A 25382-nucleotide genomic window follows, 5' to 3' on the forward strand; every position below is an offset into this window, starting at 1 on the left:
CAACTCGCCTCGATCATCCTGATGATCGGCGTCACCAACCTGTTCAACCGGCTCAACGCCACCACCCGCCAGATCGCCGGCGCCTGGGGATGAACAGGCCCGGACCCGGGCGGCGGACACACAACCACCGCCCGGGACGCCCGTGCCACCGCCGCTGTCCACCCAGGACCGGCCGCCTCCACCGCCACTGACCGCCCGACTCCGCCACCGCCACTGTCCAGCCGGGGCCGACCGCTGACAGGCTGCATCCGTCACCGACAGCCTCGATCGCCGACAGCCCTGACACCAGCCGACCCACCGACGGCCCGAACGCCTGGTGGTCATCGAAGGAGCCTGCCGTGTCCTCCGCAGCCGACACCGAGCTCGCCCCGGCGAACAGCTCGTACCGCGACGTCCTGCTGCGCAACCGGCGGATGGCCGGTCTGCTGCTGGGCGATCTGCTGGCGAACGCCGGCACGGGCCTGCTGATCGTCGCAATGCCCGTACAGACACTGGCCGTTCACGGGTCACTCGATGCGGCGCTCGCGATCGGACTGGTCGAGGCGGCGCCGTTCCTGCTCTCCACGGTGCTCGCCCTGGCCATCAGCCTGGGACGGTTCTCCGCACCTCCGCGTCGGCTGCTGCTCGCGGACTGCGTCCTGCGCGCCGTCGCGTTCACCGGACTCGGCGTGCTCGCGGTGGCGGACCGGCTCACACTGCCGGTGCTGGTCGGCGGGCTGCTGCTGGGCAGCACCTGCCGGATGGCGGGCTCCAGCAGCCGCCGGCTCCTGGCCACCTCGATGGTGGACGACGTGGACCGGTTCGCCGTCAACGGACTGCTCGGGCTGGGCAGCAACTTCGCGCTGCTGGTCGTCGGACCGGTGGCCGGCGGGCTGCTCGTGGCCTGGGCCGGGGCGGGCTGGGCACTGTTCGCCGACGCGTGCGGGGCGTTGATCCTGCTGGTGTCGGTGCTGCGATGCGTGCCGCGGGCACCGGTGGTCGGCACGACAGGCGGGCGGGAACCGGAGCACGCCTCGGAGGAAAGGCCGCTGCACGGGGCCGAGCACGGACCGGAACACGGGCCGACGCAGACGCCGGAGGCGCCGTCGGAACAGGCGTCGCAAGCGCGGCCGGAACAGGCGTGGCACGCGCCGCCGGAGCAGACGACGGAAGCACCGTCGAAGCAGGCGTCGCAAGCGCCGCCGAAGCAGACACCGGAACGCGAGCCGCGGGGCGAGTCGGGGTGGCGCGTCCTGCGACGCCGGCCGGTGGCCGGACACCTGCTCGTGGTCGTCTTCTTCTTCAACTTCCTCTACATGCCGATCGAGGTGGCCCTGCCGCTGTACGTGCGGGACACACTGCACAGCGGCGCGTCCGGCCTGGGGCTCCTCTGGACCGCGCTGGGCGTCGGGGCATTGGCGGGTGCCGCTCTGGTCGACCGGCTCCGCGGCCTCCCTCAGCGCCCCCTGCTCGTCGCCGTCATCGCGCTGTGGGCGCTCTGCCCGATCGCGCTGGCCGGGATCGGGGACCGGGCCGCGGCCATGGTGGTCTTCGGCCTCGGCGGCCTGGTCTGGGCGCCTTTCACACCGATCGCGTACAGCTTCCTGCAGTCCGGGCTCCGCGACGACGAACAGCAACCGGTCGTCACCCTGTGGACGACGGGCTCGACGGTCGCGGCCCCGCTCGGCCTGCTCGCGGGCGGTCCGCTGATCGCCCTCGCGGGTCTGCGCACCAGCCTCGTCCTGTCCGGTCTCCTGACCATGCTGCTCGCCGTGCTCGCGGCCTGGAGCGTGGCGCGCGGACCACGGTGACGCGCACGGCCGGCCCCGGGCGCGGGCCCTGGAAGACCGCCGTACGCGGTGCGCGGGGCCCTGTGCCTCCTAGCTCTCGGGATAGAGCCGTCGCCGCAGCGCCCTGCTGAGGAAGGGCATGACCGCGTAGGTGAGCAGGGGCGCGAGGACGATCGGCAAGACCAGTGTCCGCGAGGGCAGCGGCCGGCTGCGGAAGTATTCGGCGACAAGGCCGTCGTACAGCAGGGCGAACGGGTAGACGGCGACGATCGTCACCAGGGACATCTTCCACCGGGCCGGAGGCCGCACCGGCAGACCGGGGACGTCGAACCAGGTCTCCAGGCCGGTCGTGGTGAGCTTGGGCCGTACCGATCGCGCGTAGGGCCTGACGCGGTCCTGCCAGGCAGCCCGCTGCGGCGAGGCCATCCAGCGGTCCAGGTCCGCGGTGCCGGCGAACCTGACCACCGCGTGGTACCGCCGGGGCCCGTCCTCCTCCTCCGGGCGCAGCCAGGTGACCCCCTGATGGCCCACGAATGCGGCGGCTTCCGTCTCGATGCCGTGGGCCCACCGCTCGAACTCCGTCTCCATGCCGGGCTTCGCCTCCCAGGTGAAGACCACGGTCACCGACTCACGGGCCTCGCGCGCACTCTCACTCATGGCGAAATCCTACGGTTGCAGCACATATCGGCCTGTATCAGGATGAATGCGTCCCCTTCTGGAGGTCTGCCATGTCTGCACACACTCCGGCCCCCCTCACCGAACGTGGGCAAGGCCTCGAAGAGCGAGGGCCGGGCCCGGTCGCGGTCACCTTGACGGTCAACGGCGTGCAGCGCTCCCTGGAGATCGAGCCACGGGTCAGCCTGCTCGACGCGCTGCGCGAACACCTGGACCTGACCGGTGCGAAGAAGGGCTGCGACCAGGGCACGTGCGGCGCCTGCACCGTCTGGGTGGACGGCAATCGCGTACTGTCCTGCCTCACGCTCGCCATGACCTGCGAAGAGCGTGAGGTGACCACCATCGAGGGTCTGGCGGAGGGCGACGAACTGCACGCCATGCAGGACGCGTTCATCGCCGAGGACGCCTTCCAGTGCGGCTTCTGCACTCCTGGTCAGATCATGTCGGCGACGGCGCTGCTCAAAGAGGGCCATGCGGGCGACGACGCCGAGATCAAGGAGTGGATGAGCGGCAACATCTGCCGCTGCGCCGCCTACCCCCACATCCGGGCCGCGATCCGCGCAGTCCGCGACGGAGCCTAGGGAGCCTTGCCGTGCGGCCGATCACCTACGCGCGCGCCACCGACACCGCGGCGGCGATCGCCGCGGTCAGCGCCGACCCGACCAGCGACTTCCTCGCCGGCGGCACCACCGAGATCGATCTGCTGCGGCAGAACGTCCTGCATCCTCGGCGGCTCGTCGACATCAACGGCCTTCCCCTGAACCGGATCGAGACCACTCCGGAGGGAGGCCTGCGCATCGGCTCCCTGGCCCGGATGAGCGAAGTCGCCGCGGCCCCCGTGGTGCGCGAGCGGTTCCCGATGCTCCGTCAGTCCCTGGAGCTCGGCGCCTCGGCGCAGCTGCGGCACATGGCCTCCATGGGCGGCAACCTCCTGCAAAAGGTGCGGTGTTCGTACTACCGGGATGCCGTGTCGCCGTGCAACAAGCGTGAACCGGGAACGGGATGCTCGGCCGTCGACGGATTCAGCCGCGGGCACGCCGTCCTCGGCACGAGTTCCCACTGCATCGCCACGCACCCCTCCGACGCGGCCGTGGCGCTGATGGCCCTGGACGCACAGGTGCACACCCTGGGCCCCGACGACCGCGAACGAACGTACGCCTTCGACGACTTCTTCCTGCTGCCCGGCGACTCCCCGCACCGTGAACACCCCATGGAGCACGGCGAACTCATCACGTCCATCGAGGTGCCCGCGGCGCCCGTGGCCCGCCACTCGCTCTACCTGAAGGTCCGGGACCGCGAGAGCTACGAGTTCGCGCTGACCTCCGTGGCGGCCGCGGTGTCCGTCGTGGACGGCACGATCGCGGACGTGCGCGTGGCCCTCGGAGGTGTGGCCACCAAGCCGTGGCGCGCCCGCCGCGTCGAGGACTTCCTGATCGGCGCGGCAGCACAGCGAAGCAACTTCGCCCAGGCGGCACGGGTGGAACTGATCGAGGCGCAGCCGACCACCATGAACGCCTTCAAGGTCGAACTCGCCCAGCGCGCGATCGTGCGCGCCCTCGAAACCCTCATCGGCAACGGAAGCGAGAGCCCGGAATGACCACCGCAGCCGCAATCGGACAGCCGCTGTCCCGCGTCGACGGCCGCCCCAAGGTCACCGGCGCCGCCCGCTACTCCGCCGAGATCCCGATCCCCGGCATGACGTACGCCTGCCTCGTCGGATCCCGCATCGCCAGTGGCCGGGTGACCGGGATCGAGACGGAGAGCGCGCTGGCGGAGGAGGGCGTCATCGCCGTCCTCACGCACCGGAACCTGCCGAGGGTCGCCGAACAGCCGCCGCTGATCCCGTCACTGGCAGGCACCGCCGCACCGGGGCAGACCTTCTTCCCGATGCAGGACGACGCCGTCCACTACGCGGGTCAGCACATCGCGATCGTCATCGCGGACACCTGGGAGCGGGCCCAGCACGCCGCGAGTCTGCTGCGCGTCTCGTACGAGGAGACCGCCCCGCTCACCACCCTCAACCAGGGCCGCGGCGACGCCTACGTACCCGAACGCATCTTCGGCGGCTGGCTGCCGGGACGGGTCGAGCGCGGAGACGTCGAGGCGGGGCTCGCCCAGGCGGACGTGCGGGTGGAGGCCACGTTCACGTACGCCGCGAACAACCACAACCCCATCGAGCCCGCGTGCACCACCGCCGAGTGGCAGGGCGACGAACTGGTGCTGTACGACTCCACCCAGGGCGTCAACGCCACCCAGATCACCGTCGCCCGACAGCTGGGCATCCCGCTGTCGAAGATCCGCGTCATCAGTCACTTCGTCGGGGGCAGCTTCGGCGCCAAGGCCATGATCCACGACCATGCGGCGCTGGCGGCGATGGCCGCCCGCGAGGTCGGCAGGCCGGTCAAACTGTCGCTGACCCGCGAGCAGATGTTCACCTCGGTGGGACACCGCGAGGAGCAGGAACAGCAGATCGTGCTCGGCGCGACGCGCGAGGGGCGGCTGACCGGGATCCGGCACCTCAAGCTCTCCCCCACCTCGCACTTCGACGACTGGGCCGAGCCCTCGATCGGCGTCTCGTCGGAGATCTACGCGTGCCCCAACTTCCAGGGCGTCTACCGGATCTTCCGCGCCAACACCATGACCCCGACGTTCATGCGGGCGCCCGGCGAGGCCACCGGCATGTTCGCGCTGGAATGCGCCATGGACGAGCTGGCGCACGAACTCGGTGTGGAGCCGATCGAGCTGCGGCTGCGCAACTACACCGACGTGAGCCCGATGACGGGCAGTCCCTGGTCCAGCAGCGGCCTGCGGGAGTGCTACCAGCGGGGTGCCGCGCGATTCGGCTGGGAGGGCCGCGACCCGCGGCCCGGCATGCGCCGCGACGGCAACTGGCTGATCGGAACGGGCATGGCCAGCGCGGGCTATCCGGTCGCTCCGCCCGCCAATCCGCAGCGCGCCCGCGCCCGCTTCTACGCCGACGGAACCGCGGTCGTCCAGGCCGCCACCCCCGACTTCGGCACGGGGGTCGCCACGGTGATGACGCAGGTCGCCGCCGACGGGCTCGGCATGGCGGTGGACCGCTGCCGGTTCGAGAACGGCGACACCGACCTGCCCAACATCGCGGCCGCCGTGGGTTCGGCCGGCGCGGGAATGATCAGCGCCGCCGTGCACAGTGCGGCGACCGCCCTGCGCAACCAGCTGATCGCGAAGGCCGTTGCGGACCCCAACGGGCCGCTGTACGGGGCGAACCCGGTCGACGTGGTCGTCCAGGACGGAGTCATGACCGCCGGAACCGCCTCGGAGTCCTACGTCGAGCTGTTGCAGCGGAACTTCCAGCCGGACGCCGAGGCGTCCGGTGCGTGGAAGCCGCCGGGCGGCGACTCCGAGTACGCGATGATGACGTTCGGTGCCCAGTTCGCCGAGGTGGCCGTGGATCCCGAACTCGGTGTGGTCCGGGTACGGCGCATGACCGGCGCTTTCGCGCCCGGCCGGATCCTCAACCCGAAGACGGCCCGCAGCCAGCTCATGGGCGGCATGCTCTGGGGCCTGGGCCAGGCTCTGCTGGAGGCCAACCACACGGACCCGCGTACGGGCCGCTGGGCCAACACGAGCCTCGGTGAGTACCTGGTCGCGGTGAACGCGGACGCGCCCGACGTCGACGTCGAGCTGATCGAGGTCGAGGACAGCGTCGTCAACCCGCTCGGCGTCAAGGGTGTCGGCGAGGTCGGTCAGGTGGGTGCCGCCGCCGCGATCGCGAACGCCGTCTGGCACGCGACCGGCCGACGCATCCACAAGATGCCGATCACGATCGAGGATCTGCTCTGAATCGAGGATCTGCTCTGACGCGGGATGCCGCGGCAGGGCCGGGGACCGAGTTCAGGCGGCCTCGGACGGCGACTGCTCCGAAGGGGTCCCGTCCCGCTGGATGACGATCACGGCCATGTCGTCGTGCAGCCGGCCCCCCACGTAGTCCCGCAGGTCCGCGGTGAGGCTTTCGACCAGCGGCACGGGCGGCTGGTCCGCCCATGCCGCGACACGTTCGGCGAGTGGGTAGAAGACGCCCTGCTCGTCCCGGGCCTCGCTGACGCCGTCGGTGTAGAGCAGCAGGCGATCACCGTGCTCGAACGGGAAGGTGGCCGCGGCATAGGTGGTGTCGATCGCCACGCCGAGCCCGAGCGGCGGTGACGGCTCCGCCACCGTCAGCGCGGTGGCCGCCCCGTCCACGTGGTGCAGCAGGAGGGGCGGCGGGTGGCCGCAGCTGACCACGTGGACCACCGGCTCGTCGTCCGGGATGTCCAGCACCGCGGCGGTGACGAAACGCTCTGCCGCGTCCTCCTCCAGCCCGGAGAACTCCGCCATCCCCCATCCGACGGCGTCCTCCATGTAGGCGACCAGCTCCGGCAGCGGGACCGGGCGGTGGGCCGCGGCACGGAAGGCACCCAGCACGATCGCCGTGTCGCTGATCGAGGCGAGGCCCTTGCCGCGGACGTCCCCGATGAGCACCCGTGTGGAGCCGGGGATGCGGGCCGCCGCGTAGAGGTCACCGCCGATGCCCGTGTCGGCCTCGGCGCTGTGGTACTCCGAGGCGAAGGAGACCGGCCCTGCGTGCTCGGGGAGTGGGCGCAGCACCACGCGCTGTGTCGCGTCGGAGACCGAGCGCACGTGCACCAGCTCCCGGTCGCGCCGGCCCCGCAGGTAGGTGAAGAAGACCAGGAAGGCGCAGACGGCGACGAGGGCGGCGATCTCGACGACGACACTCTCGGTGGTCAGGGTGTGCCGTAGCGTTCCGGCAGTGACGAGTGCGAGTACGGCCAGCACGCCGATGAGCGCGGTGAGCCAAGGGCCGAAGGCGACGGCGGTGACCGCCACGGCAACGACCAGCAGGTGAGCGAGATGGATGTCCGGCGGCAGGAACACGTCCGCCACGGGGATCGCGACGATCACCAGGACAGGGCCTGCCAGCCACAGCCAGTGCGGCGCCGCGCGGACCGAGGACCGCAGGGTCTCGGCCACCGAGGTGGTGATGGTCGCAGGGCTCACATGGTGCTCCAGAACTGGTCGTCCTGCCCCAACCAACACGTGGCCGTCCGTCCGCCATTCCCCCACGCCCCTCGGCAGGCCTGGTGGGCGCTCCTGGGTGGGCCCTTTCGGCCCCTCCCAGGCGGCCGTCGGCTCCCCTCCTCGGCCTCGGCCGCGCCGGGGCGCGCGTCCACACGCCCCGGCCCCTGCTCTCCTCGCCACAGGCCCTTCGAGGGCCTACGGCCGCCGGCCGATCCGGTCGACCACACCCACCTCCTGGCGACTGCGCATCTCGAAGTACCTGTCGGTCTGTCGCAACTCGCCGTCGACGAGCTTGTCGTTGCTGCCCTTGAGACGAATGCCCAGGTAGTCGTAGGTCTCACGGTCGAAGACGAAGGTGAAGGTCAGGTGGGGGTACGACACCCCGACCCCGTGCCGGCCCAGTGCGTCGACCTCGTCCTCGTCCACCTTGATGCGCGGCAGCTTCGCCAGGGCCTCGAAAGCGGCGGCCTGCAGGCCGGGCGGCATGACCCGCGGGCCCTGCATGAGCAGACACGCCTCGGTGAACACCGTCATGTCGGGGTCGAACGCGGACCCGGCGGCGCCGCCCTTCTTCTGCCCGGACGCCGCTGCGACCTCGACGCGCCCGCGGCCGAGCCACTTGAGAAGCTCGTCGGGGTCGGTCGGCCACTTCTGCAGTTTCGCGTACTCATTGGGCGGCCACTGCACCTCGTGCTCGCCCAGCGGGGGGTCGTTGTGGATCTTGCCGTACTCCTGCCGGCGCGAGGGCCTGGAGCCGTCCACCGACAGCCAGCTCTCGTCCGTCCACGTCCTGGTCTTCCCGCCCTTCAAGGGCGTTCGCGTGATGTAGGTCTTGGTGTAGAAGTACTGGTCGTTGCGCGGGATCGGCAGGCCGGCGCCGGTGGACCGCGTCCTGTCCGCGGCCTTGTGCAGCACCTGGGCGGCGCTGAGGGCGGTCATCCTCGGGGACCGGGGGTTGCCGCCGTCCGCCGAGGCCACCAGTACGGTTCCCGCCGCTGCCGCGGCGACCGTCGCGGCCACCGCGACACGGAACACCGTCCGCCGGGGCAGAACCAGGGCGACTCCCCCGCGGCTCTCCCGGCCGATGGCGGTCATCAGCCGGGTGCGGGCGGCGGCGCGGGCCTCGGCGGTCAGGGGAGGCGTGTCCGCCTCCAACTCCTTCACGGAGGTGAGGTCATCCATGATCGGGCTCCTCCTGGAACTCTTGCAGGGCTGTGGGATCGGACCCGCCCAATGCGTCGCGCAGTCTCCTTCGAGCCCGGTGCAGCCGTGAGCGGACGGTGCCCACCGGCACCCCCAGGGCCTCCGCGGCCTCCGCGTAGTCGAGATCACCCCAGGCGATCACCAGCAGCACGTCGCGGTAGCGGGCCGGCAGCTTGGCGATGCAGCCCGCCAGCGCGCCGCGGGCGCTCTCCGCGGTGACCCGGTCGGCCACCCGCTCGGCCATCGGCTCGCCGCCTCCCTCGTCCGGGACGCCGGCGGCGACCCGCGCCAGTGCCCGGAGATGGCGCGCCTCGGCCCTCCGGTGCTCACCGACGAGATTGGTGACGATCCCGTACAGCCACGGACGCGCCTGGGCCCTCGACAGGTCGTAGCGGCGCCGTCGCTGGAAGGCGATCACGAAGGTCTCCGCCATCAGATCGTCCGCCGCGTCGGCACCCAGCCGCCGGGCCGCGTACCGGTGGATGTCGTCGGCGTAGCGGTCGAACAGCGCGGCGAAGGCATCGGGCTCGTCCCAGGACCGTTCGATCACCGACGCGTCGGAGTCCGACCGCTCGTCCGTGCCCTCGGCACGGTGGACTCCGACGCTCGGTGAAACGGTCATCGGTCGCCTCTTAGGCTCATGTTTTTCCCTCGAAGACGCGGGCATGGTCACCTGCTGTTCGCCGATGGCCCGATTCGAGTTCCCGTTCCTGCGCGCGGGGCCCGCTCGTGTTCCAGCACCCGACGCGGCAGCCTATTGGTCCCCTCCGTCACCCGGGAATTGGTGCATGTGGCCGCGGGAACGCGTCCGTACGGTCGGGATCATGACAGGAGCAACGCCCCTCACGGTGAAGATCCGCGTCTTCCTCTCCGCCGCCGACCTCGACGAGCGCCGCACCCGGCCCGCCCGCGAACTCGCAAAGCTGCTCGGCAAGGGCGGCCCTCTCGGGTCTTGGAAATGGGCAACACCGACGACTGGCCGGCCGCCATCATGGCTGCCTCTCGACGTCGGCGGGGCGGAAGCGGAGGTCGGTGATCTGTCCGGCCGTGGAGCATTCCGTGCGCCGCAGCCGGACCCGTTCGCCGCCAGGGGCGTCGTAGAGCCGGATGCCGTCGCCGGCCGACGTGAGCAGGAGTCACGGGCGTCCTGACACCTGCGCCCCCGCGCATCCCTGAAAGTGTGCGGAAGCCGTCGCGATCGGGGTGGTGACGTTATCGACCATCGGCATTCATACAGATTAGACTGTACAGATCAAGCTGTACTATTGAGAGGGGAAGGCATGAACGAGAACCCTCACGCGTCACCTTCGGCAGTAGAGGCGTCGCGGCAGGTGCGTGCCGTCATCGGACGGCTGCGGCGCCGCATTCTCGGTGCCGCCGAGGCCGACGACATCACCTTGGGACAGGTTTCGGTCCTGACGCGGCTGGCCGACCGGGCCGGTGTGACGGTCAGCGACCTGGCGGCATCGGAGGGGATGCGGCACCAGTCGATGACCGCGACCGTCGCTCCGCTGCTCGCCTCGGGGCTGGTCGAGCGGCGTCGCGACCCCCACGACGGGCGGCGCCTGCTGCTCGTGCTCACGCCCGCCGGCCGGCGAAGGGTCGTGGAGGGGCGACAGGCCCGACAGGAGTGGCTCGCCGGCCAGCTGGAGGAGAAGTGCACGGAAGAGGAGCGGCGGACCGTGATCGAGGCCATGATCGTGCTGGAGCGTCTGACACGTGACTGATCGGACGCAGGCCGGGCCGATACCGTCTGCACGGTCACGATTCGATCGGCGGCTGCTGCCCCCGATGTTGCTTGGCTCGGTCCTGAACCCGATCAATTCCACGATCGTCTCGGTCGCGCTCGTGCCCATCGGCGTGGCGCTGGGCGCGCCGCCCGCACAGACCGCGTGGCTGGTCTCCGCGCTCTACCTGGCCACCGCGCTCGGGCAGCCCGTCATGGGCCGCCTGATCGACATCTTCGGCCCTCGCCGGGTCTTCCTCGTCGGCACCGGCCTCGTCGGCGTCGGCGGCCTCGTCGGCACCCTCGCGCCGAATCTGGGCGTACTGATCGTCGCCCGGATCATCCTCGGATTCGGCACCTGCGCCGGGTATCCGGCCTCCATGGCCCTGGTGCGCAGCGAGGCCCGCCGCACCGGACACGACAGCCCCGCCTCGGTGCTCACCGCTCTCGCCGTGGCCGGGCAGACCGTCATGGTCGTCGGACCCCTGCTGGGCGGCCTGCTGATCGGCGTGGGCGGCTGGCGCGCCACCTTCGCGCTCAACGTGCCGCTGGCGGTGGTCGCGGTGGCGCTGGGCCTGCTCCGCCTGCCCGTGCGGGCCGGCACCGACCCGGACCCGCGGCACGACCGGATCGCCGGCCGGCTCGACCTGCCCGGCATGGCCCTGTTCGCGGCCATGCTGATCGCGCTGCTGCTGTTCCTGATGGGCCTGCGCCCGGACCACTGGTACCTACTGGTCGTCACCTTCGTCGCGGGGGCCGGGTTCGCCCGACGGGAGTTGCGGGCCGCGACACCGTTCATCGACCTGCGGGTGCTCGGTGGCAATCTGCCCCTGCTGGCCACCTACGGACGCGCACTGGTGGCCTACGTGGTCGCGTACGGCTTCCTCTACGGATTCGCCCAGTGGACCGAGGACGGCTACGGGCTGACGCCCTTTCACGCGGGTCTGGTCCAGATCCCCACGGCCCTCATGGCGATCACCGTCTCCGTGGCCACCGGGAAGCGCAGCAGCGTGCGCGGCAAGCTGCTGACCGGCGCCGTCGGCCAGATCGTCGCCTGCCTGCTGATGCTCACCCTCGGCGCGGACAGCCCCCTGTGGTTGCTGCTCGTCGTGGCTCTGGTCTTCGGCGTGCCCCAGGGGTCGAACAGTCTGGGCCTGCAGAACTCCGTCTACCACCAGGCCGACCCCGAGCGGACCGGATCCTCCGCCGGCCTGCTGCGCACCTTCTCCTACCTGGGATCGTTGGTCGCCACCGCCACGACCGCGGTCTCCTACGGACAGCGGGCCGACACCCACGGACTGCACACGCTGGCCTGGGTCATGCTCGCGGCCGGCGTCCTGTACCTGCTGTTGACCGTCTTCGACCGCACGCTGCGCCGCGCGACGACCGGCGGATAGAGCGCGGCTGCCCGTCGGCGCTCGGCACCCGGCCCGCGGAACACGAGCCCCTCGTCGCCGAGGCCCTCACCGGCCGTGGTGACGTCACCACGACCCGCCTGCGCATCCGTCCCTCAGGGCGCCGCACAGGGACGTCCCCGCCCTCCTCGGACGGAAGGGCGGGGACGGGTACGGGCGTCAGGCGCGGACGATGTTCTCCGCCTGGGGCCCCTTCTGACCTTGGGTCACGTCGAAGGTGACGGTCTCCCCCTCCACCAGTTCCCGGAAGCCGTTCCCGGAGATGTTGCTGTAGTGCGCGAAGACGTCCGGCCCACCGCCGTCCTGGGCGATGAATCCGAAGCCCTTCTCGGCGTTGAACCACTTCACGGTGCCGCTGGCCATTCTGTGTCCTTCGTTCATGCCGGGGCGAGCCCGGCTCAGTGAAAGCGGGTCCCCCACACATCGGGAACACCCGATATCCGTTCTACCCCGTAACGGCCACATCGTCCGGCTTCCCCACCCCGCCATGGCGGATCTTTTCAGCCGCACACCGTGGCGCGCGGAGCCCCGCACCGAGGCCGGGCCGCTGGGCCGAAGGCGTGTCCGGCCTCCCGCAGCGCCTGTGCGAAAGCATGTCCACGAGGTGGAGGCCTCGCGGCAATCCGCTGCGCGGAATAGCCCGCATGGGCCACAGGACGCGCGCGTCCCCGCGCCCGGCGGCAGGGTGTTGCGTGCAGGCTCCGGGCAGCTGCTCTCCGTTCCGCCCCCCGTACCCCCGTGTGCGGCGCTCAAGGAGCACCTCCCAGAGCGACCGAAGACCACGGCAGGCCGGCTGGAGGCCCCATGCGGGAGAAACCCCTGAGCAAGATCGGCGAGGAGCTGACGCGTCTGCGCCACGAGGTGTCGCACACCACCGCGCGCCGGTCCGCACCGGAGGGCTTCGGCCTGGACCGCGCGCTGGTCAGCGGGCTGGTCGCCGACAGCCTGAGCCCGCAGGACGAGGCCACTTTGGCCAAGCAGGTCGCCCAACTGCTGCCGTTCCACTGGGCCCAGTCCAACACGCTCGCCGTCACGATGACGGAGATCACCGACCATCTCGGCGGCCACCGCGAACTGATGGCCTGGCTCGACCGCTTCCCCGGTCTGCCCAGGCTGACGGCCCGGCTGTACGTCCTCATGGGGCTCCTGGACCAGTACAGCGAAGAGCACGCGGTCGTGCAGGCCTTGCGGGAGTTCCGGGAGCGCACGCCCTATCCCTCGGGCTTGCAGGGATACCTGGTGCCGCAGACCGACGACTCGACGCTCGCCGGCCTCGCTTTCCGGATCGAGGAACTCCTGGGCGACGGTGAGGTGACCAAGGCCGTCGACCTCGCTCTCGCCACGGCGACATGCGTCGAGCAGACCGCGCCGCGTGCCGAGGAACTCGACGCCACGGTAGGCGACATGGGCGCGGTGATGGAACACATGGTGAAGGACCTCAGCGAGGCGGACTCCGAGGTCTGACCCCGGACGCCACCGACCCGATCTCCCGAGCACGACGACCGACCGTCAGGCATCGCCCGTGCCCGACGGTCGGTCGTGTGACCCCGAAAGAGCGGTCACCTGACGGTCGCTCGTGCCCCCCGAGCGGTCAGGTGGCCGCGGTGATGGTGACCTTGACGTGCTTCATCAGCGGCTGGTCGCTCTGCGTGCTGTAGTCGCAGAGCGCGCACAGCACGTTCATCTCCGGCATGTAACCGGCGGCGCTGCCCCGGGGGATGTCGTACGGGATCGCGAGGTAGCCGTTCAGGGAGCGGGTGCTGCCGTCCTTGGCGGTACAGACGATGTCGACGGGATCGAACTCCGAGAGACCGCGCTCACGCATGTCGTCCTTGTTCATGAACACGAGCGTGCGCAGGTTCTTGATGCCGCGGTAGCGGTCGTTGTCGGAGTAGATGGTCGTGTTCCACTGGTCGTGGGAACGCATCGTGCCGAGCGCGAGCGTGCCGGGGGCGGGGACCACGTCGGGCAGCGCAGCGGTGGAGAACTCGGCGCGTCCGGACGGGGTGAGGAAGACCAGTTCGCGGGCCGGCTGCTTGATGCGGAAGCCGAGCGGGAGACGGACCCGGCGGTTGAAGTCCTCGAATCCGTCGAGAGCTTCTTCCATCGTGTCGCGGATGCGGTCGTAGTCCTCGATGTACCACTCCCAGGGCGTCCGGCTCTCCGGCAGGGCGGCGCGGGCGATACCGGCGATGACGGCCGGCTCGGAGAGCAGGTGGCGCGAAGCCGGGCGCTTCATGCCGACGGACAGGTGGACCATGCTCATCGAGTCCTCGACGGAGGTGCTCTGGACGCCCTGCCGCTGGTGGTCCTTCTCGGTGCGCCCCAGACACGGCAGGATGAGCGCCTGCCGGCCGTGGACCAGGTGGCTGCGATTGAGCTTGGTGCTCACCTGGACGGTCAGCTCGCAGGAGCGCAGCGCCTCGTAGGTGTACGGCGTGTCGGGTGCGGCAAGGGCGAAGTTGCCGCCCATGCCGACGAACACCGTCACGTCGCCGCGGTGCATCGCCTCGATGGTGCCGACGGTGTCGAGTCCGTGCTCCCGGGGAGGGTCGATCTTGCAGGCCGCGGCGAGGCGGTCGAGGAACTCGTCGCTGGGCCGGTGGTCGATGCCGCAGGTGCGGTTGCCCTGGACGTTGCTGTGCCCGCGCACGGGCGAGGGACCCGCTCCCTCCCGCCCCAGATTCCCGCGCAGCAGAAGGACGTTGACGATCTCCCGGACGGTGTCGACGCCGTGCTCGTGCTGGCTGACGCCCAGGCACCAGCTGACGATGCTCCGGTCGGCGTCCCGGTAGACGCGGGCCACCTTGAGGATGTCGTCGCGTTCCACCCCGGACTGGCGCTCGATCTCCCCCCAGGAGGTCGCCTCGCAGAGCGCCCTGTACTCCTCGAAGTTCGCGGTGTGGCGGTCGATGAAGCTCCTGTCCAGCGCCTTGGGATCGGTCTTGGCCTGCTCCAGGACGGCCTTGGCCATGCCGCGCAGGAGCGCCATGTCCCCGCCGATGCGGGGCTGGATGTTCAGGGTGCTGGTGCGCGTCGAGTGGAACGTGGCCATGTCCAGGAAGTCGTGAGGGACGATCGTGCGGGTCGCGGCGGCCTCGACCAGCGGATTGATGTGCACGATCTGGGCGCCGCGACGGTGCGCCTCGGCGAGCGCGGTGAGCATTCTGGGCGCGTTGGAAGCGGCGTTGACGCCCATGATGAACAGGGCGTCGGTCGTCTCCCAGTCCTTGAGGTCGACGGTCCCCTTGCCGGTGCCCAGGGACGCCTGGAGTGCGCGTCCGCTGGCCTCGTGGCACATGTTGGAACAGTCGGGCAGGTTGTTCGTGCCCAGCTCACGGGCCATCAACTGATAGAGGAACGTGGCCTCGTTGCCGAGGCGGCCCGACGTGTAGTACGACGCCTGGTGGGGGCTGTCGAGCTCGCGCAAGGTGCGTCCGGCGAGCTCGAACGCGTCGTGCCAGCTGATCGGTACGTAGTGGTCGGACTCGGGGTCGTAGACCATCGGCTCGGTGAGTCTGCCCTGGCCCTCCAGGTCGAAGTCGCTCCAGCCGGACAGCTCGGTCACCGAGTGGGCGGCGAAGAACTCAGGGCCGACTCTCTTGCCCGTCATCTCCCAGGTGACGTGCTTGATGCCGTTCTCGCAGATGTCGAGGTGCAGACCCTTGGTGTCGTCGGGCCAGGCGCAGCCGGGACAGTCGAATCCGACGTTCTCGTGGTTCATCCGCATGATCGCCCGTGGTCCGTCCACGAGGGCGCGCTCACGCACCAGTACCCGGGTCACGCTCTTGGCCGCGCCCCAGCCCGCAGCGGGGTGGTGGTACGGGTGGAAGTCCGGGTCGTCCATGGGGACCGGCCCCACCCGGGGCTCCAGCCCGTCCTGGTCGTCATGGGAGGCGTTCAAGAGTCTCACCCTTTCACCGTCCGGGCGTGGCCCGGTCCCCCCGGGACTTCCGTTCAGGCTATTCCGGTGGATCGAGCGATGCCACGTGACCGGTGAGCCCGCCCCGCGCCGTCTCCGGGCGTGCCTTCTCTGGGCGTGCGCGGACGAGACGGCACGCGGCAGTACCCGCGGGTCACGGAGGGCCACCGGCGGATGCCGCATCCCGGAATCACACCTAAGATCCGGATTGTCCCGCCCCACATCGTCTCCCTGCACCCCGAGGACCAGGCATGCCCAGCGAACCCGCACCGATCAGCGACGCTGCCCGACACGCCCTCGAACAGGAACTCGCCGACCTCCACACCGAACGCAGGACGGTCGCCGCGACGCTCCAGGACTCCGACTCGGCCGTGGGCGACCGCGCCGACGAGGCCGACGAGTTGCAGCGCGCCGACGACCTCCAGCGCCTGGACGCGCGGATCGCGGAGATCACCACACGGCTCCGCGGCGCGGACACGGCAGGCCCGCCGCCCACCGACCGGGTCGGCGTGGGCAGCACGGTCACCGTGCGATTCGCCGACGGCGCGGAGGAGACCTTGCAGGTCGGCGAGACGGCCGAGGAACTGGACCCCTCACTGGTCACGGCCGACAGCCCCCTCGGGCGCGCCCTCCTCGGCCACCGTCCCGGCGACACGGTGACCTACAGCGCACCCGGCGGCCGGTCGACCGCGGTGGTCGTGTCCCTGGGACAGTCGCCCGGCGCCGGCGCGTGACCCGCTCGCGCCGCGCGGCCGAACACGCCCATCCCCGGGGACCGTTGCACCGCCGGACCCAGGAGTTCCCGTGAGATCGGAGACATGGTGATGAGTGAACGAGCGGACGCCGCACGATCGGTGCGGGCGGCCTGGTGGCCCGGCGGTGACCCGGCCACCGAGCTGCAGCAGTTGTGGGGCGAGCTCAGCCGACTGTTCGAACGGTCGTCGCAGGTCACTGAGCCCTCACGCCACTGGATGCCGCTGGCCGAGGAAGAGGACTCGGGCGACGCGTACGTGGTCCGGGCGGAGCTCCCCGGCGTTCCGCGGGACAGCGTGACCGTCGAGGTCGACGGGCGCGAACTGCACATCCACGGCACGCTCGACGAGACGACGCACGGCAACGCGCTGCGCCGCCGGTCGGGCTCGTTCTCCTACGGTGTCCGCATTCCGGGAGACGTCGACGTCGAGACGGTCGAGGCGGATCTGTCCGACGGAGTGCTGACCGTGCGGCTGCCGAAGACGGAGGCCGAGACCCGTCGCACGATCACGCTGCGCACGAACTGAGGGCGCCACGGCGCGCGTCGGAGTCCCACCCGCTCCGACCGCCGCGGCTCCCGGGATCAGGCCCCGTCCGTCGCGGGGTCGAGTGCCACCACGGCCTCGTCCGTGTAGACGAGGAACGTCAGGGTCTGGCGGAAGTACAGTTCGATGTCGGTGGCGTCGTGCGACGTGTAGCCGATGGCCAGATCCTCGCCGAGCCTCAGTTCGTAGTCGCCGCCCCGGGTGGTGAGGAGGAAGGCTCCCTCGATCGCGGGCGCCCAGATCAGCTTCCCGTCGAGGATCCGGCCGAGATGGGCGGCGATCGGGTAGCCGTGGTCCGACGTCTCGCTGACCGCCGTGTACGCCTCGGCGCCCAGCAGCAGGGAGTACGGGCCCTGGACGCCGGCCAGGCGCAGCGTGCTCAGGGCGTGGCTGACGGCGTCCGGGTAGTCGCGGGGCTCCGCGGGCAGGCGCAGCACGGGATGTGAGGTGCGCCCGCGCAGGCCCTCGATGCGGGCGGCCGGGTATCCGTTGAAGGCCGCCCGGTCCTCGGCGAACGCCATGGTGCGTGCGGCGTCCTTGACCGGTTGCCAGTCGGAGTCCTGGGAACCGCGGTCGACGTCGTCGACGGCGGCCCGGCTCACCGTGAAGGGGACGGTCAGTTCGGTGAGGGGACGTGCCTGGCGCAGCCGCGCGCCCACGCCCGGCGCCGGGCCGTCGATGTCGGAGAGGTGTCCCGTCCCCACCGCCGCGAGTTCGGGGCCGTCGGGACCGGAGACGTCGACGACCCGGCGGCCGGCGAGGTTGCGGCGGAAGGTGCGGCGGGCCTCGTCCTCGATCTCGGCCCAGGCCGCGGGCGTGATGGGGGCGAGTTCGCGATGCAGGTTGGTGATGCCGTCGGGCGTCGTCATGTTCGGACTCCTTTGAGGCTACCGATCCCCAGTGAGCCGTCTGCCGCGGTCTTCCTGCCGGGAGCCGGGGGAAGGTCGTCGAGGAAGGTGGCGGTGGGCACGTGGAACAGGCATCCGGTCACCGCGGTCGAGAAGTCGAGGATGCGGTCGTGCCGGGCGGGGCCGTTGCCGAGGAACATGTTCCTGAGCATCTGCTCGGTCACGTCGGGGGTGCGGGCGTAGCCGATGAAGTACGTCCCGAACTCACCGTCGCCGACGGTGCCGAAGGGCATGTTCTCGCGCACGATCTTGCGCTCGTTGCCGTCCTCGTCGGTGATGGTGTTGAGCGCCACGTGGGAGTCCGCGGGCTTGACCTCGTCGGGGAGTTCGACGTTGGCCAGCTTGGTCCGTCCGATGACCTTGTCCTGTTCGTCCACGGGCAGGGCGTTCCATGCCGTCAGGTCGTGCAGGTACTTCTGCACGATCACATAGCTGCCGCCGGCGAACTCCGGGTCCTCGTCGCCGACGAAGACGGCTTCGGCCGCGATGGCGCCCTCGGGGTTCTCGCTGCCGTCGACGAAGCCGAGCAGGTCGCGCTCGTCGAAGTACTTGAAGGCATGCACTTCGTCGACGACGGTGGCCGCGCCGCGCAGGCGTTCCCCGAGCAGCCGGGCGAGTTCGAAGCACAGGTCCATGCGCCGGGCCCGTACGTGGAACAGCAGGTCCCCCGGCGTGGACGGGGCCCGGTGGCGTTCCCCGGCCAACTCCACGAACGGATGCAGTCCCTGTGGGCGCGGTCCGTCGAACAGCCGGTCCCAGGCCGCCGATCCGATGCCGACGACACACGTGAGTTCCTCGTACGGTGCGCGGAACGCGACCGAGCGGCGCAGGCCCGAGACGTCCTCCAGCAGGTCCCGGACGGTTTCCTCACGGCCCGGGACGACGGTGACCACGAGGAAGACGGTGGCCCGGGCCGGCGGCACGATCACGGGCTGCGACTCAGGCACGAGCCGGCCTCCTCACGGGTCGGGGACGGTCCTGTCGTGTTCGCAGCGGCGGTCCCTCGGTCCGCGCCGCTCCCTTTCCATCCTGCTGCGTCCCGGGGAAATCCGCGCGAGCACGACGGGGCCGGTGAGCGGCGAGGCCGGGCCGACTGGCATTCCGCGGGACGGTCGGGTACACCCGTGGCGTGCTGTTTCGCCAACTCGAATATCTGGTGGCCCTGTCCCGGGAGCGCCACTTCGCCCGTGCCGCCCAGACCTGCCACGTCTCCCAGCCCGCCCTGTCCGAGGCGATCCGGAAACTGGAGGACGAACTCGATGTGCCACTGGTCAGGCGTGGCCGCAAGTACGAGGGGCTCACGCAGGAGGGCGAGCGCATCGTGGTGTGGGCGCAGCGGATCCTGGCCGACCGCGACGCGCTCAAGGACGAGGTCGGTGCCCTGCGCACCGGACTGAGCGGCCGGATGCGGATCGGCTCGGTGCCCACCGCCTCCGGTGCCGTCTCCCTGCTGACGGGGCCGTTCTGCGCGACGCACCCGCTCGTCACGGTGGAGGTCATGGCGGATCTCAAGTCGGAGGACATACTCCGGCAGGTGCAGCGCTTCGAGATCGACGCCGGCATCACCTATCTGCGCGACGACCTCCCGGAGGACTTCCGGACGGTCCCGCTGTACGAGGAGCGGTACGTGCTGCTCACGACGGCGGGCGACGGCCTCGGGCACCGGCCGACGGCCACGTGGGCGGACGCCGCGCAGTTGCCCCTGTGCCTGCTGACCGGGACCATGCAGGGCCGCAGGACGGTGGACGGCCTGTTCGCGGAGGCGGGGCTCCAGCCGTCCCCGCGCGTCGAGACCGATTCGGTCGGCACGCTGTTCGCCCATGTCAGGACCGGCCACTGGGCGAGTGTCGTACCGCACGCGTGGCTGCACGTCTTCGGCGTGCCGCCTGGCATGCGGGCCGTGCCGCTGGTGGAGCCCTCACGCACGGTGCCGGTCGGCCTCGTGACCTCGGCCCGGGAGCCCGGTTCGGTCATGGCCCGCGCTCTGACCGACCTCGCCCGGCGGACGGACGTGGCCGCCGCTCTGGAGCGTGTGCCCGGCGTGCGGTGAGGGTGCCTCAGGACCGGACCGCGGGCAGCGGCCGCAGACGCTCGGCACCCGCGTAGACGTTCATCGAGGCCCCGCGCAGGAACCCGACGAGGGTCAGCCCGCTCTCCACCGCCAGGTCCACGGCCAGCGAGGACGGCGCGGAAACGGCCGCCAGCACTGGGATGCCGGCCGTCACCGCCTTCTGCACGAGCTCGAAGGAGGCCCGGCCGCTCACCATCAGCACCGTCTCGCGCAGCGGCAGCAGCCCCGATCGCAGGGCGTGTCCGACGACCTTGTCCACGGCGTTGTGCCGGCCCACGTCCTCGCGCATGCACAGCGCTTCTCCGTCGGCGGTGAAGAGTCCGGCCGCGTGCAGGCCCCCGGTGCTGTCGAACACCTTCTGGGCCGAGCGCAGCCGGTCGGGGAGCGTCGTGAGCCGCTCGGGGGCGATACGCAGCGGGTCCGCGGCCACGGACCAGGCCGCCGACGTGCGCACCGCGTCGAGGCTGGCCTTGCCGCACAGCCCGCACGAGGAGGTGGTGTAGAAGTTCCGTTCCAGGGACGTGTCCGGAGCGGGCACGCCCGGGGCCAGGGCGACGTCGACGACGTTGTAGGTGTTGCCGCCGTCGGCCGTGGCGCCCGCGCAGTAGCGGATGCCGGTCACGTGGTCGGCCGCGTGCACCACTCCCTCGCTCACCAGGAATCCCGCCGCGAGGTCGAAGTCGTCGCCCGGGGTGCGCATCGTGACGGTCAGCGGGCGCCCGCCGACACGGATCTCCATCGGTTCCTCGACGGCCAGGGTGTCCGGGCGGTACGACTCGGCCCCGTCCCGCAGGCGCAGTACGCGCCGTCGCACGGTGACTCGTCCCATGGTCCTTCTCCTCTCCTCGATCGCCCTCGATCGCCCTCGATCGGCCTCGGCCGGCTAGTCGGCCGAGCCGGTGCGCTCCAGACGGACCAGGACGCTCTTGGACGTCGGCGTGTTGCTGATGTCGGCGACGCTGTCCAGGGGCACCAGGACGTTGGTCTCGGGGTAGTAGGAGGCCGCGGAGCCGGGCGTGGTGGGGTAGGCGACCACCCGGAAGTCCTCCGCGCGGCGCACGACCCCGTCGTGCCAGGTGCTCACGAGGTCCACCATGTCCCGGTCGGCGAGGCCGAACGCGTCCAGGTCGGACGGGTGGACCAGAACCACCCGGCGGGCGTTGTGGATGCCCCGGTAGCGGTCGTTCATCGCGTAGGGGACGGTGTTCCACTGATCGTGGGAGCGCAGCGTCTGCAACAGGAGATGTCCCTCGGGCACGTGCGGCATCGTGAAGTCGTTGCAGGTGAAGACGGCCTTGCCGCTCGGCGTGGGGAACACCCCCGCGTTGACGGGATTGGGCAGCTTGAAGCCGCCGGGCTCCGCCACCCGGGCGTTGAAGTCCTCGAAGCCGGGCACGACTCGGGCGATCCGGTCGCGGATGGTGTCGTAGTCGGACTCGAAGTCGTCCCACGGCACGGACGGCGCAGCGCCCAGGGTCCGGCGGGCCAGCCTGCTGATGATGGCGACCTCGCTGAGCAGGTGCGGGGACGCGGGCGCGAGACGTCCGCGAGAGGCGTGCACCTCGCTCATGGAGTCCTCGACCGTGATGAACTGCTCGCCCGCGGCCTGGACGTCCCGGTCGCTGCGGCCGAGCGTGGGCAGGATGAGGGCCGTGTCGCCGCAGACCGTGTGCGAGCGGTTGAGCTTGGTGGAGATGTGCGCCGTGAGCCGGCACCGGCGCATCGCCTCCTCGGTGACCCGGCTGTCGGGGGTGGCCCGTACGAAGTTGCCGGCCACGCCGACGAAGACCTTGGCGTCGCCGTCGCGCATGGCCCGGATCCCGTTCACCGAGTCCAGTCCGTGCCGGGTGGGCGGGGTGAAGCCGAACTCGCCGCCCAGCGCGTCGAGGAACGCCTGGGGCATCCGCTCCCATACGCCCATGGTGCGGTCGCCCTGGACGTTGCTGTGCCCGCGGACGGGGCACACGCCGGCGCCGGGCCGGCCGATGTTGCCGCGCAGCAGCAGGAAGTTGACGACCTCTCGGATCGTGGGGACGCCGTGCTTGTGCTGGGTCAGACCCATCGCCCAGCACACGATGACGCTCTTGCTCTCCAGGACCATGGCGTGGACGCGTTCGATCTCCTCACGGGTCAGCCCCGTCGCCTCCAGCGCGTCGTCCCAGGAGGCCTTCCGGGCGTGCTCGGCGAACTCGGTGAAGCCGGTGGTGGAGGCGTCGATGAAGTCGTGGTCGAGCACGGAGCCCGGTGCGTCGTCCTCGGCCTCCAGCAGCAGCCGGTTGAGCGCCTGGAAGAGCGCGAGGTCGCCGCCGGGGCGGATCTGGAGGAACTCGTCGGCGATCTGCGTACCGCGGCCGATCACCCCACGTGCCCTCTGCGGGTGCTTGAAGCGCATCAGTCCGGCCTCGGGCAGCGGGTTCACCGCCACGACGCGCCCGCCGTTGCGCTTGGTCTCCTCCAGCGCGGAGAGCATCCGCGGGTGGTTGGTGCCGGGGTTCTGACCCACCACGAAGATCAGGTCGCAGTGGTGGATGTCGTCCAGGGAGACGCTGCCCTTGCCGATGCCCAGGGTCTCGTTCAGGGCGCATCCGCTGGACTCGTGGCACAGGTTGGAGCAGTCGGGCAGGTTGTTGGTTCCGTAGGCGCGGGCGAAGAGCTGGAGGAGGAAGGCCGCCTCGTTGTTGAGCCGGCCCGAGGTGTAGAAGAGGGCCTCGTCGGGCGAGTCCAGGCGGCGCAGTTCCCCGGCGAGAAGGTCCAGTGCCTCGTTCCAGCCGATGGGCTCGTAGTAGTGCGCGCCGGGGCGCTTGACCATGGGCTCGGTCAGCCGGCCCTGCTGGTTGAGCCAGTAGTCGGACTTGGTGTCCAGTTCGTCGATCGAGTACCGGCGGAAGAAGTCGGCGGTGACCCGTCGCGAAGTCGCCTCGTCGTTGATGTGCTTGGCGCCGTTCTCGCAGTACTCGTTCCGGTGCCGCTTGCCCGGCGCGGGCTCGGGCCAGGCGCAGCCCGGGCAGTCGAAGCCCTTGACCTGGTTGATGTTCAGCAGCGTCAGGGCGGTGCGCCGTACGGACGTCTGCTCCAGGGAGTACTCCAGCGCGTGCGTCACCGCGGGCACGCCTGTCGCCCACTGCTTGGGCGGGGTGACCGACAGGTCGTCGCTCGGGTCCTCGATGCCGCTCATCGTCTGCCTCTTCTCTGCCGCTGCCGCTGCCGCTGCCGGCACGTTCCGCGGAGTGGTCGCGGGCTCGCCGAGGAGCCGGGAAATGGCTCGCCACACGCGGCGGATGAAGCCTCCGGTAATTCCCGTGAATCTGTCAAAGAGGTGACACCGATGAGTGAATAGGAGGCGTCTATCTTCGACCCTTAATCCGTTGCATGACGCACCTCACCTGCACAGACACCGGAATAAGCGACGCCTATCAAGCAATCGGAAATCCTTGTTTGACTTATTCGGAAAATACGCGGACGATGATCGGGAAGTAATGAGGTGATGTTTCGGCATTCACCGGACGTCACGGAAGTATCCGTACGCGACGTCGGGGGAGCAGCGGCCTTCGACCGCCGACGACCAGAGGAAGAAGGCAGGTCCGTACCCCGACCGCATCCAGGCCGTACGCCGGTACCACTGCTGGTCGGTCACTCCCAGGAACCGTCACGGACGAGGTGAAGCGGATGCACGAAGGGATCACGGCCCCGGCCGGCCGCGGGCACGCCCCCTTGGGCCGGATCCACGAAGAGGACGGGGACCACATGCCCTCGGCCCACGCGCCCGCCGCCCGGGGCACGAGGTCGCCCGCGACCGCGGCACCCGGGCACGCCGCGGGACCCGCCACGAGCTGGGCGCAGGCCCGTTCCGCCGCGCGCCGCAGTGCCGGGGGGCCGCTGCCCGCCGTCACCCGAACGCCCCACGACGCCCTCGGCCACGCCCTCGCCGTGCCGCTCCACGCGCTCTGCGACCTGCCCCCGTTCGACACCTCCGCGATGGACGGCTGGGCCGTGGCCGGGCCGGGCCCCTGGCAGCCCTGCGGCGACCTGGTACGCGCCGGCGAGGAGCCGGAGCCGATGGCGACGGGTACGGCCGTGCCCGTCGCCACGGGCGCCCGACTGCCTTCCGGGGCCACCGCCGTACTGCGCCGGGAGCACGCGGAGACCCGTGACGGCATGCTGCGCCGGTGCGCCTCCGCGCCCGGCGCCCTGCCCGCGGGCCGCGACATCCGGCCGCGTGGTCAGGAGTGCCGTTCCGGCGAGCCGCTGCTCCCGGCCGGCACCACCGTCACCCCGGCCGTCCTCGGACTGGCCGCCGCGGCCGGTTGCGACCGGCTGTCGGTGCACCGCCGTCCCAGCGTCGAGCTCCTGCTCCTCGGCGACGAGTTGCTGCCGCACGGAGTGCCGAGGGGTGGTCGGGTCCGCGACGCGCTCGGCCCCCTGTTCACGCCCTGGCTGAGCTCCTGCAGCGCCGAGCCGATCGGGGTGCGCATGGTCGGCGACGACCCCGGACTGCTCCGGGAGGCCGTCGACCGCTCCCCCGCCGACGTCGTCGTCACCACCGGCAGCACCGCCGCCGGTCCGGTGGACTTCCTGCACGACGTGCTGCACCGGATCGGTGCCGCACTGCCGGTCGACTCCGTCGCCGTCCGGCCCGGCCATCCGATGCTCCTCGCCGAACTGCCGGACAGCACGGACGGCCGCAGCCGCCGGCTCGTCGGACTGCCGGGCAACCCACTGGCGGCGACCGCCGGCTGGGTGACCCTGGCGCTCCCCCTGCTGAGGCACCTGGGCGGGCACACCGGCCCGGAGCCGCTCCTGCTGCCCGCCACGGCCGACCTGCCGGGCCATCCGCACGACACGCGTCTGCTGCCGGTGCTGCGCACGGGGCACGAGGTGGCGCCGCTCCCGTTCGGCGGGCCCGCGATGCTGCGCGGGCTGGCTCTTGCCGACGGTCTCGCCGTCGTCCCGCCGGGCGGCGTCGCGGCCGGTACCACCGTGGAGATTCTCGGGCTGCCGGGACGGTGACCTCCCACCTCCGCGGGCCGGGACGCGAGTACGAACGGACAAGCGCACACGTATGAAGGCCGACGGGATCGGATCAGCCGCTGACGAGTCCCACGACGAGGTTGATGGCGGTGGCGAGGATGCCGGTGCCGAAGACGTAGGACAGCAGACAGTGCCGCAGCACGATCGAGCGGATCGTCGAACTGGAGACGTCGGTGTCGGACACCTCTGGTTGGTACGTCATGCCGAGGTTTTGACTTGCTCCTCGGGCTGAAGCCCGAGGATTCTGGCCTTCTCGATCGTTGCTGTGCCGCTACGCGGCACGGGCTTGGGTCGGGAATCCGTGGC

General features: G+C 70.9%; 22 protein-coding genes and 3 pseudogenes. 13 read left to right on the forward strand and 12 right to left on the reverse strand.

Annotation, left to right across the window (positions count from 1 at the left end; all coding sequences use genetic code 11):
- Nucleotides 1-93 (forward strand): annotated as a pseudogene (locus ACZ4IF_RS44100) (carboxymuconolactone decarboxylase family protein); the annotation flags it as partial.
- 245 nt (nucleotides 94-338) lie between these two features.
- Nucleotides 339-1790, forward strand: a complete 1452-nt coding sequence (locus ACZ4IF_RS44105) for an MFS transporter (RefSeq protein ID WP_467574812.1) — start codon at nucleotides 339-341, stop codon at nucleotides 1788-1790.
- A 69-nt stretch (nucleotides 1791-1859) separates the two neighbouring features.
- Here ACZ4IF_RS44105 and ACZ4IF_RS44110 read toward each other — a convergent pair whose 3' ends face one another.
- Nucleotides 1860-2426, reverse strand: coding sequence for an antibiotic biosynthesis monooxygenase (locus ACZ4IF_RS44110; RefSeq protein ID WP_467574814.1), 567 nt, complete (start codon nucleotides 2424-2426; stop codon nucleotides 1860-1862).
- Between the two features lie 71 nt (nucleotides 2427-2497).
- Here ACZ4IF_RS44110 and ACZ4IF_RS44115 point away from each other — a divergent pair, with 71 nt between their 5' ends.
- From ACZ4IF_RS44115 to ACZ4IF_RS44125, 3 genes are read left to right on the forward strand one after another with little or no spacing between them, the layout of a single operon-like run.
- On the forward strand, nucleotides 2498-3025 hold the full coding sequence (locus ACZ4IF_RS44115; protein ID WP_359493185.1) for a (2Fe-2S)-binding protein: 528 nt from the start codon (nucleotides 2498-2500) through the stop codon (nucleotides 3023-3025).
- Nucleotides 3026-3036: 11 nt separating this feature from the next.
- Entirely contained in the window at nucleotides 3037-4041 is a 1005-nt protein-coding gene (locus tag ACZ4IF_RS44120) for an FAD binding domain-containing protein (RefSeq protein WP_467574817.1), read from the forward strand.
- Nucleotides 4038-6269 (forward strand): xanthine dehydrogenase family protein molybdopterin-binding subunit, encoded by a 2232-nt coding sequence (locus ACZ4IF_RS44125; RefSeq protein ID WP_467574820.1) that lies wholly within the window; start codon nucleotides 4038-4040, stop codon nucleotides 6267-6269. Before ACZ4IF_RS44120 ends, ACZ4IF_RS44125 begins: the two co-directional genes overlap by 4 nt.
- Before the next feature lie 51 nt (nucleotides 6270-6320).
- Here the strand turns inward: ACZ4IF_RS44125 and ACZ4IF_RS44130 are convergent, their stop codons facing one another.
- The 3 genes from ACZ4IF_RS44130 to ACZ4IF_RS44140 all read right to left on the reverse strand — a co-directional run bounded on the left by ACZ4IF_RS44130 (nucleotide 6321) and on the right by ACZ4IF_RS44140 (nucleotide 9330).
- Nucleotides 6321-7484: a PP2C family protein-serine/threonine phosphatase gene (locus ACZ4IF_RS44130; protein ID WP_467574823.1), complete on the reverse strand. Its 1164-nt coding sequence runs from the start codon at nucleotides 7482-7484 to the stop codon at nucleotides 6321-6323.
- A gap of 216 nt (nucleotides 7485-7700) precedes the next feature.
- Entirely contained in the window at nucleotides 7701-8687 is a 987-nt protein-coding gene (locus ACZ4IF_RS44135) for a CU044_5270 family protein (RefSeq protein WP_467574825.1), read from the reverse strand.
- Nucleotides 8680-9330 carry an RNA polymerase sigma factor gene (locus ACZ4IF_RS44140; RefSeq protein ID WP_359493199.1) on the reverse strand — a complete coding sequence of 217 codons (651 nt, stop codon included), beginning with the start codon at nucleotides 9328-9330 and terminating at the stop codon, nucleotides 8680-8682. The genes ACZ4IF_RS44135 and ACZ4IF_RS44140 overlap by 8 nt, the downstream gene beginning before the upstream one ends.
- A 226-nt stretch (nucleotides 9331-9556) precedes the next feature.
- On the opposite strand from ACZ4IF_RS44140, the pseudogene ACZ4IF_RS44145 reads away from it, so the two are divergent.
- The 3 genes and pseudogenes from ACZ4IF_RS44145 to ACZ4IF_RS44155 form a co-directional block, all read left to right on the forward strand.
- A pseudogene (locus tag ACZ4IF_RS44145) lies at nucleotides 9557-9664 on the forward strand (LOG family protein); the annotation flags it as partial.
- 324 nt (nucleotides 9665-9988) lie between these two features.
- Complete coding sequence (locus ACZ4IF_RS44150) at nucleotides 9989-10435, forward strand: MarR family winged helix-turn-helix transcriptional regulator (protein ID WP_359493211.1); 447 nt, start codon at nucleotides 9989-9991, stop codon at nucleotides 10433-10435.
- 64 nt (nucleotides 10436-10499) lie between these two features.
- Nucleotides 10500-11831: an MFS transporter gene (locus tag ACZ4IF_RS44155; protein ID WP_467574829.1), complete on the forward strand. Its 1332-nt coding sequence runs from the start codon at nucleotides 10500-10502 to the stop codon at nucleotides 11829-11831.
- A 177-nt stretch (nucleotides 11832-12008) separates the two neighbouring features.
- Here ACZ4IF_RS44155 and ACZ4IF_RS44160 read toward each other — a convergent pair whose 3' ends face one another.
- Nucleotides 12009-12212 carry a cold-shock protein gene (locus ACZ4IF_RS44160; RefSeq protein WP_028801265.1) on the reverse strand — a complete coding sequence of 68 codons (204 nt, stop codon included), beginning with the start codon at nucleotides 12210-12212 and terminating at the stop codon, nucleotides 12009-12011.
- Nucleotides 12213-12653: 441 nt separating this feature from the next.
- Here ACZ4IF_RS44160 and ACZ4IF_RS44165 point away from each other — a divergent pair, with 441 nt between their 5' ends.
- Nucleotides 12654-13313, forward strand: a complete 660-nt coding sequence (locus ACZ4IF_RS44165; protein ID WP_467574833.1) for a hypothetical protein — start codon at nucleotides 12654-12656, stop codon at nucleotides 13311-13313.
- Between the two features lie 127 nt (nucleotides 13314-13440).
- Here ACZ4IF_RS44165 and ACZ4IF_RS44170 read toward each other — a convergent pair whose 3' ends face one another.
- Nucleotides 13441-15696 carry an FdhF/YdeP family oxidoreductase gene (locus tag ACZ4IF_RS44170; RefSeq protein ID WP_467574858.1) on the reverse strand — a complete coding sequence of 752 codons (2256 nt, stop codon included), beginning with the start codon at nucleotides 15694-15696 and terminating at the stop codon, nucleotides 13441-13443.
- A gap of 326 nt (nucleotides 15697-16022) precedes the next feature.
- On the opposite strand from ACZ4IF_RS44170, the gene ACZ4IF_RS44175 reads away from it, so the two are divergent.
- Both ACZ4IF_RS44175 and ACZ4IF_RS44180 read left to right on the forward strand, forming a co-directional pair.
- Nucleotides 16023-16505, forward strand: coding sequence for a GreA/GreB family elongation factor (locus ACZ4IF_RS44175; RefSeq protein WP_467574836.1), 483 nt, complete (start codon nucleotides 16023-16025; stop codon nucleotides 16503-16505).
- 90 nt (nucleotides 16506-16595) lie between these two features.
- Entirely contained in the window at nucleotides 16596-17051 is a 456-nt protein-coding gene (locus ACZ4IF_RS44180) for an Hsp20/alpha crystallin family protein (RefSeq protein WP_467574838.1), read from the forward strand.
- A gap of 56 nt (nucleotides 17052-17107) precedes the next feature.
- On the opposite strand, the gene ACZ4IF_RS44185 is transcribed toward ACZ4IF_RS44180, so the two are convergent.
- Together ACZ4IF_RS44185 and ACZ4IF_RS44190 are read right to left on the reverse strand one after the other, a co-directional pair.
- Nucleotides 17108-17938 (reverse strand): family 1 encapsulin nanocompartment shell protein, encoded by an 831-nt coding sequence (locus tag ACZ4IF_RS44185; RefSeq protein WP_467574841.1) that lies wholly within the window; start codon nucleotides 17936-17938, stop codon nucleotides 17108-17110.
- Nucleotides 17935-18924: a Dyp-type peroxidase gene (locus ACZ4IF_RS44190; RefSeq protein WP_467574844.1), complete on the reverse strand. Its 990-nt coding sequence runs from the start codon at nucleotides 18922-18924 to the stop codon at nucleotides 17935-17937. Before ACZ4IF_RS44190 ends, ACZ4IF_RS44185 begins: the two co-directional genes overlap by 4 nt.
- Before the next feature lie 182 nt (nucleotides 18925-19106).
- Here ACZ4IF_RS44190 and ACZ4IF_RS44195 point away from each other — a divergent pair, with 182 nt between their 5' ends.
- A complete protein-coding gene (locus tag ACZ4IF_RS44195; RefSeq protein ID WP_467574847.1) occupies nucleotides 19107-20027 on the forward strand; it encodes a LysR family transcriptional regulator in 921 nt (306 codons plus the stop codon).
- 7 nt (nucleotides 20028-20034) lie between these two features.
- Here the strand turns inward: ACZ4IF_RS44195 and fdhD are convergent, their stop codons facing one another.
- From fdhD to ACZ4IF_RS44210, 3 genes are all read right to left on the reverse strand, one after another.
- Nucleotides 20035-20877, reverse strand: coding sequence for a formate dehydrogenase accessory sulfurtransferase FdhD (gene fdhD / locus ACZ4IF_RS44200; RefSeq protein WP_467574850.1), 843 nt, complete (start codon nucleotides 20875-20877; stop codon nucleotides 20035-20037).
- A gap of 54 nt (nucleotides 20878-20931) precedes the next feature.
- The gene (locus ACZ4IF_RS44205; protein WP_467574853.1) at nucleotides 20932-23223 is read right to left on the reverse strand and encodes an FdhF/YdeP family oxidoreductase; all 2292 of its coding nucleotides are present in this window, start codon (nucleotides 23221-23223) and stop codon (nucleotides 20932-20934) included.
- A 321-nt stretch (nucleotides 23224-23544) separates the two neighbouring features.
- Nucleotides 23545-23682, reverse strand: coding sequence for a hypothetical protein (locus ACZ4IF_RS44210; RefSeq protein ID WP_467574856.1), 138 nt, complete (start codon nucleotides 23680-23682; stop codon nucleotides 23545-23547).
- 110 nt (nucleotides 23683-23792) lie between these two features.
- Between ACZ4IF_RS44210 and ACZ4IF_RS44215 the strand changes: the two genes are divergently transcribed.
- Nucleotides 23793-25055, forward strand: coding sequence for a molybdopterin molybdotransferase MoeA (locus ACZ4IF_RS44215; protein WP_467574861.1), 1263 nt, complete (start codon nucleotides 23793-23795; stop codon nucleotides 25053-25055).
- Nucleotides 25056-25128: 73 nt separating this feature from the next.
- Here the strand turns inward: ACZ4IF_RS44215 and ACZ4IF_RS44220 are convergent.
- Nucleotides 25129-25293, reverse strand: a pseudogene (locus ACZ4IF_RS44220) (DUF1345 domain-containing protein); the annotation flags it as partial.
- Nucleotides 25294-25382: the final 89 nt, after the last annotated feature.

The sequence above is a fragment of the Streptomyces sp. NPDC025784 genome (assembly GCF_055558435.1).

Bases quoted from the DNA above. Each gene is read 5' to 3' on its own strand.
- ACZ4IF_RS44205 (WP_467574853.1), bottom strand. From the start codon at position 23,223: ATGAGCGGCATCGAGGACCCGAGCGACGACCTGTCGGTCACCCCGCCC.
- ACZ4IF_RS44180 (WP_467574838.1), top strand. From the start codon at position 16,596: ATGAGTGAACGAGCGGACGCCGCACGATCGGTGCGGGCGGCCTGGTGG.
- ACZ4IF_RS44150 (WP_359493211.1), top strand. From the start codon at position 9,989: ATGAACGAGAACCCTCACGCGTCACCTTCGGCAGTAGAGGCGTCGCGG.
- fdhD (WP_467574850.1), bottom strand. From the start codon at position 20,877: ATGGGACGAGTCACCGTGCGACGGCGCGTACTGCGCCTGCGGGACGGG.
- ACZ4IF_RS44115 (WP_359493185.1), top strand. From the start codon at position 2,498: ATGTCTGCACACACTCCGGCCCCCCTCACCGAACGTGGGCAAGGCCTC.
- ACZ4IF_RS44140 (WP_359493199.1), bottom strand. From the start codon at position 9,330: ATGACCGTTTCACCGAGCGTCGGAGTCCACCGTGCCGAGGGCACGGAC.
- ACZ4IF_RS44110 (WP_467574814.1), bottom strand. From the start codon at position 2,426: ATGAGTGAGAGTGCGCGCGAGGCCCGTGAGTCGGTGACCGTGGTCTTC.
- ACZ4IF_RS44215 (WP_467574861.1), top strand. From the start codon at position 23,793: ATGCCCTCGGCCCACGCGCCCGCCGCCCGGGGCACGAGGTCGCCCGCG.
- ACZ4IF_RS44160 (WP_028801265.1), bottom strand. From the start codon at position 12,212: ATGGCCAGCGGCACCGTGAAGTGGTTCAACGCCGAGAAGGGCTTCGGA.
- ACZ4IF_RS44165 (WP_467574833.1), top strand. From the start codon at position 12,654: ATGCGGGAGAAACCCCTGAGCAAGATCGGCGAGGAGCTGACGCGTCTG.
- ACZ4IF_RS44175 (WP_467574836.1), top strand. From the start codon at position 16,023: ATGCCCAGCGAACCCGCACCGATCAGCGACGCTGCCCGACACGCCCTC.
- ACZ4IF_RS44125 (WP_467574820.1), top strand. From the start codon at position 4,038: ATGACCACCGCAGCCGCAATCGGACAGCCGCTGTCCCGCGTCGACGGC.
- ACZ4IF_RS44170 (WP_467574858.1), bottom strand. From the start codon at position 15,696: ATGGACGACCCGGACTTCCACCCGTACCACCACCCCGCTGCGGGCTGG.
- ACZ4IF_RS44185 (WP_467574841.1), bottom strand. From the start codon at position 17,938: ATGACGACGCCCGACGGCATCACCAACCTGCATCGCGAACTCGCCCCC.
- ACZ4IF_RS44155 (WP_467574829.1), top strand. From the start codon at position 10,500: ATGTTGCTTGGCTCGGTCCTGAACCCGATCAATTCCACGATCGTCTCG.
- ACZ4IF_RS44135 (WP_467574825.1), bottom strand. From the start codon at position 8,687: ATGGATGACCTCACCTCCGTGAAGGAGTTGGAGGCGGACACGCCTCCC.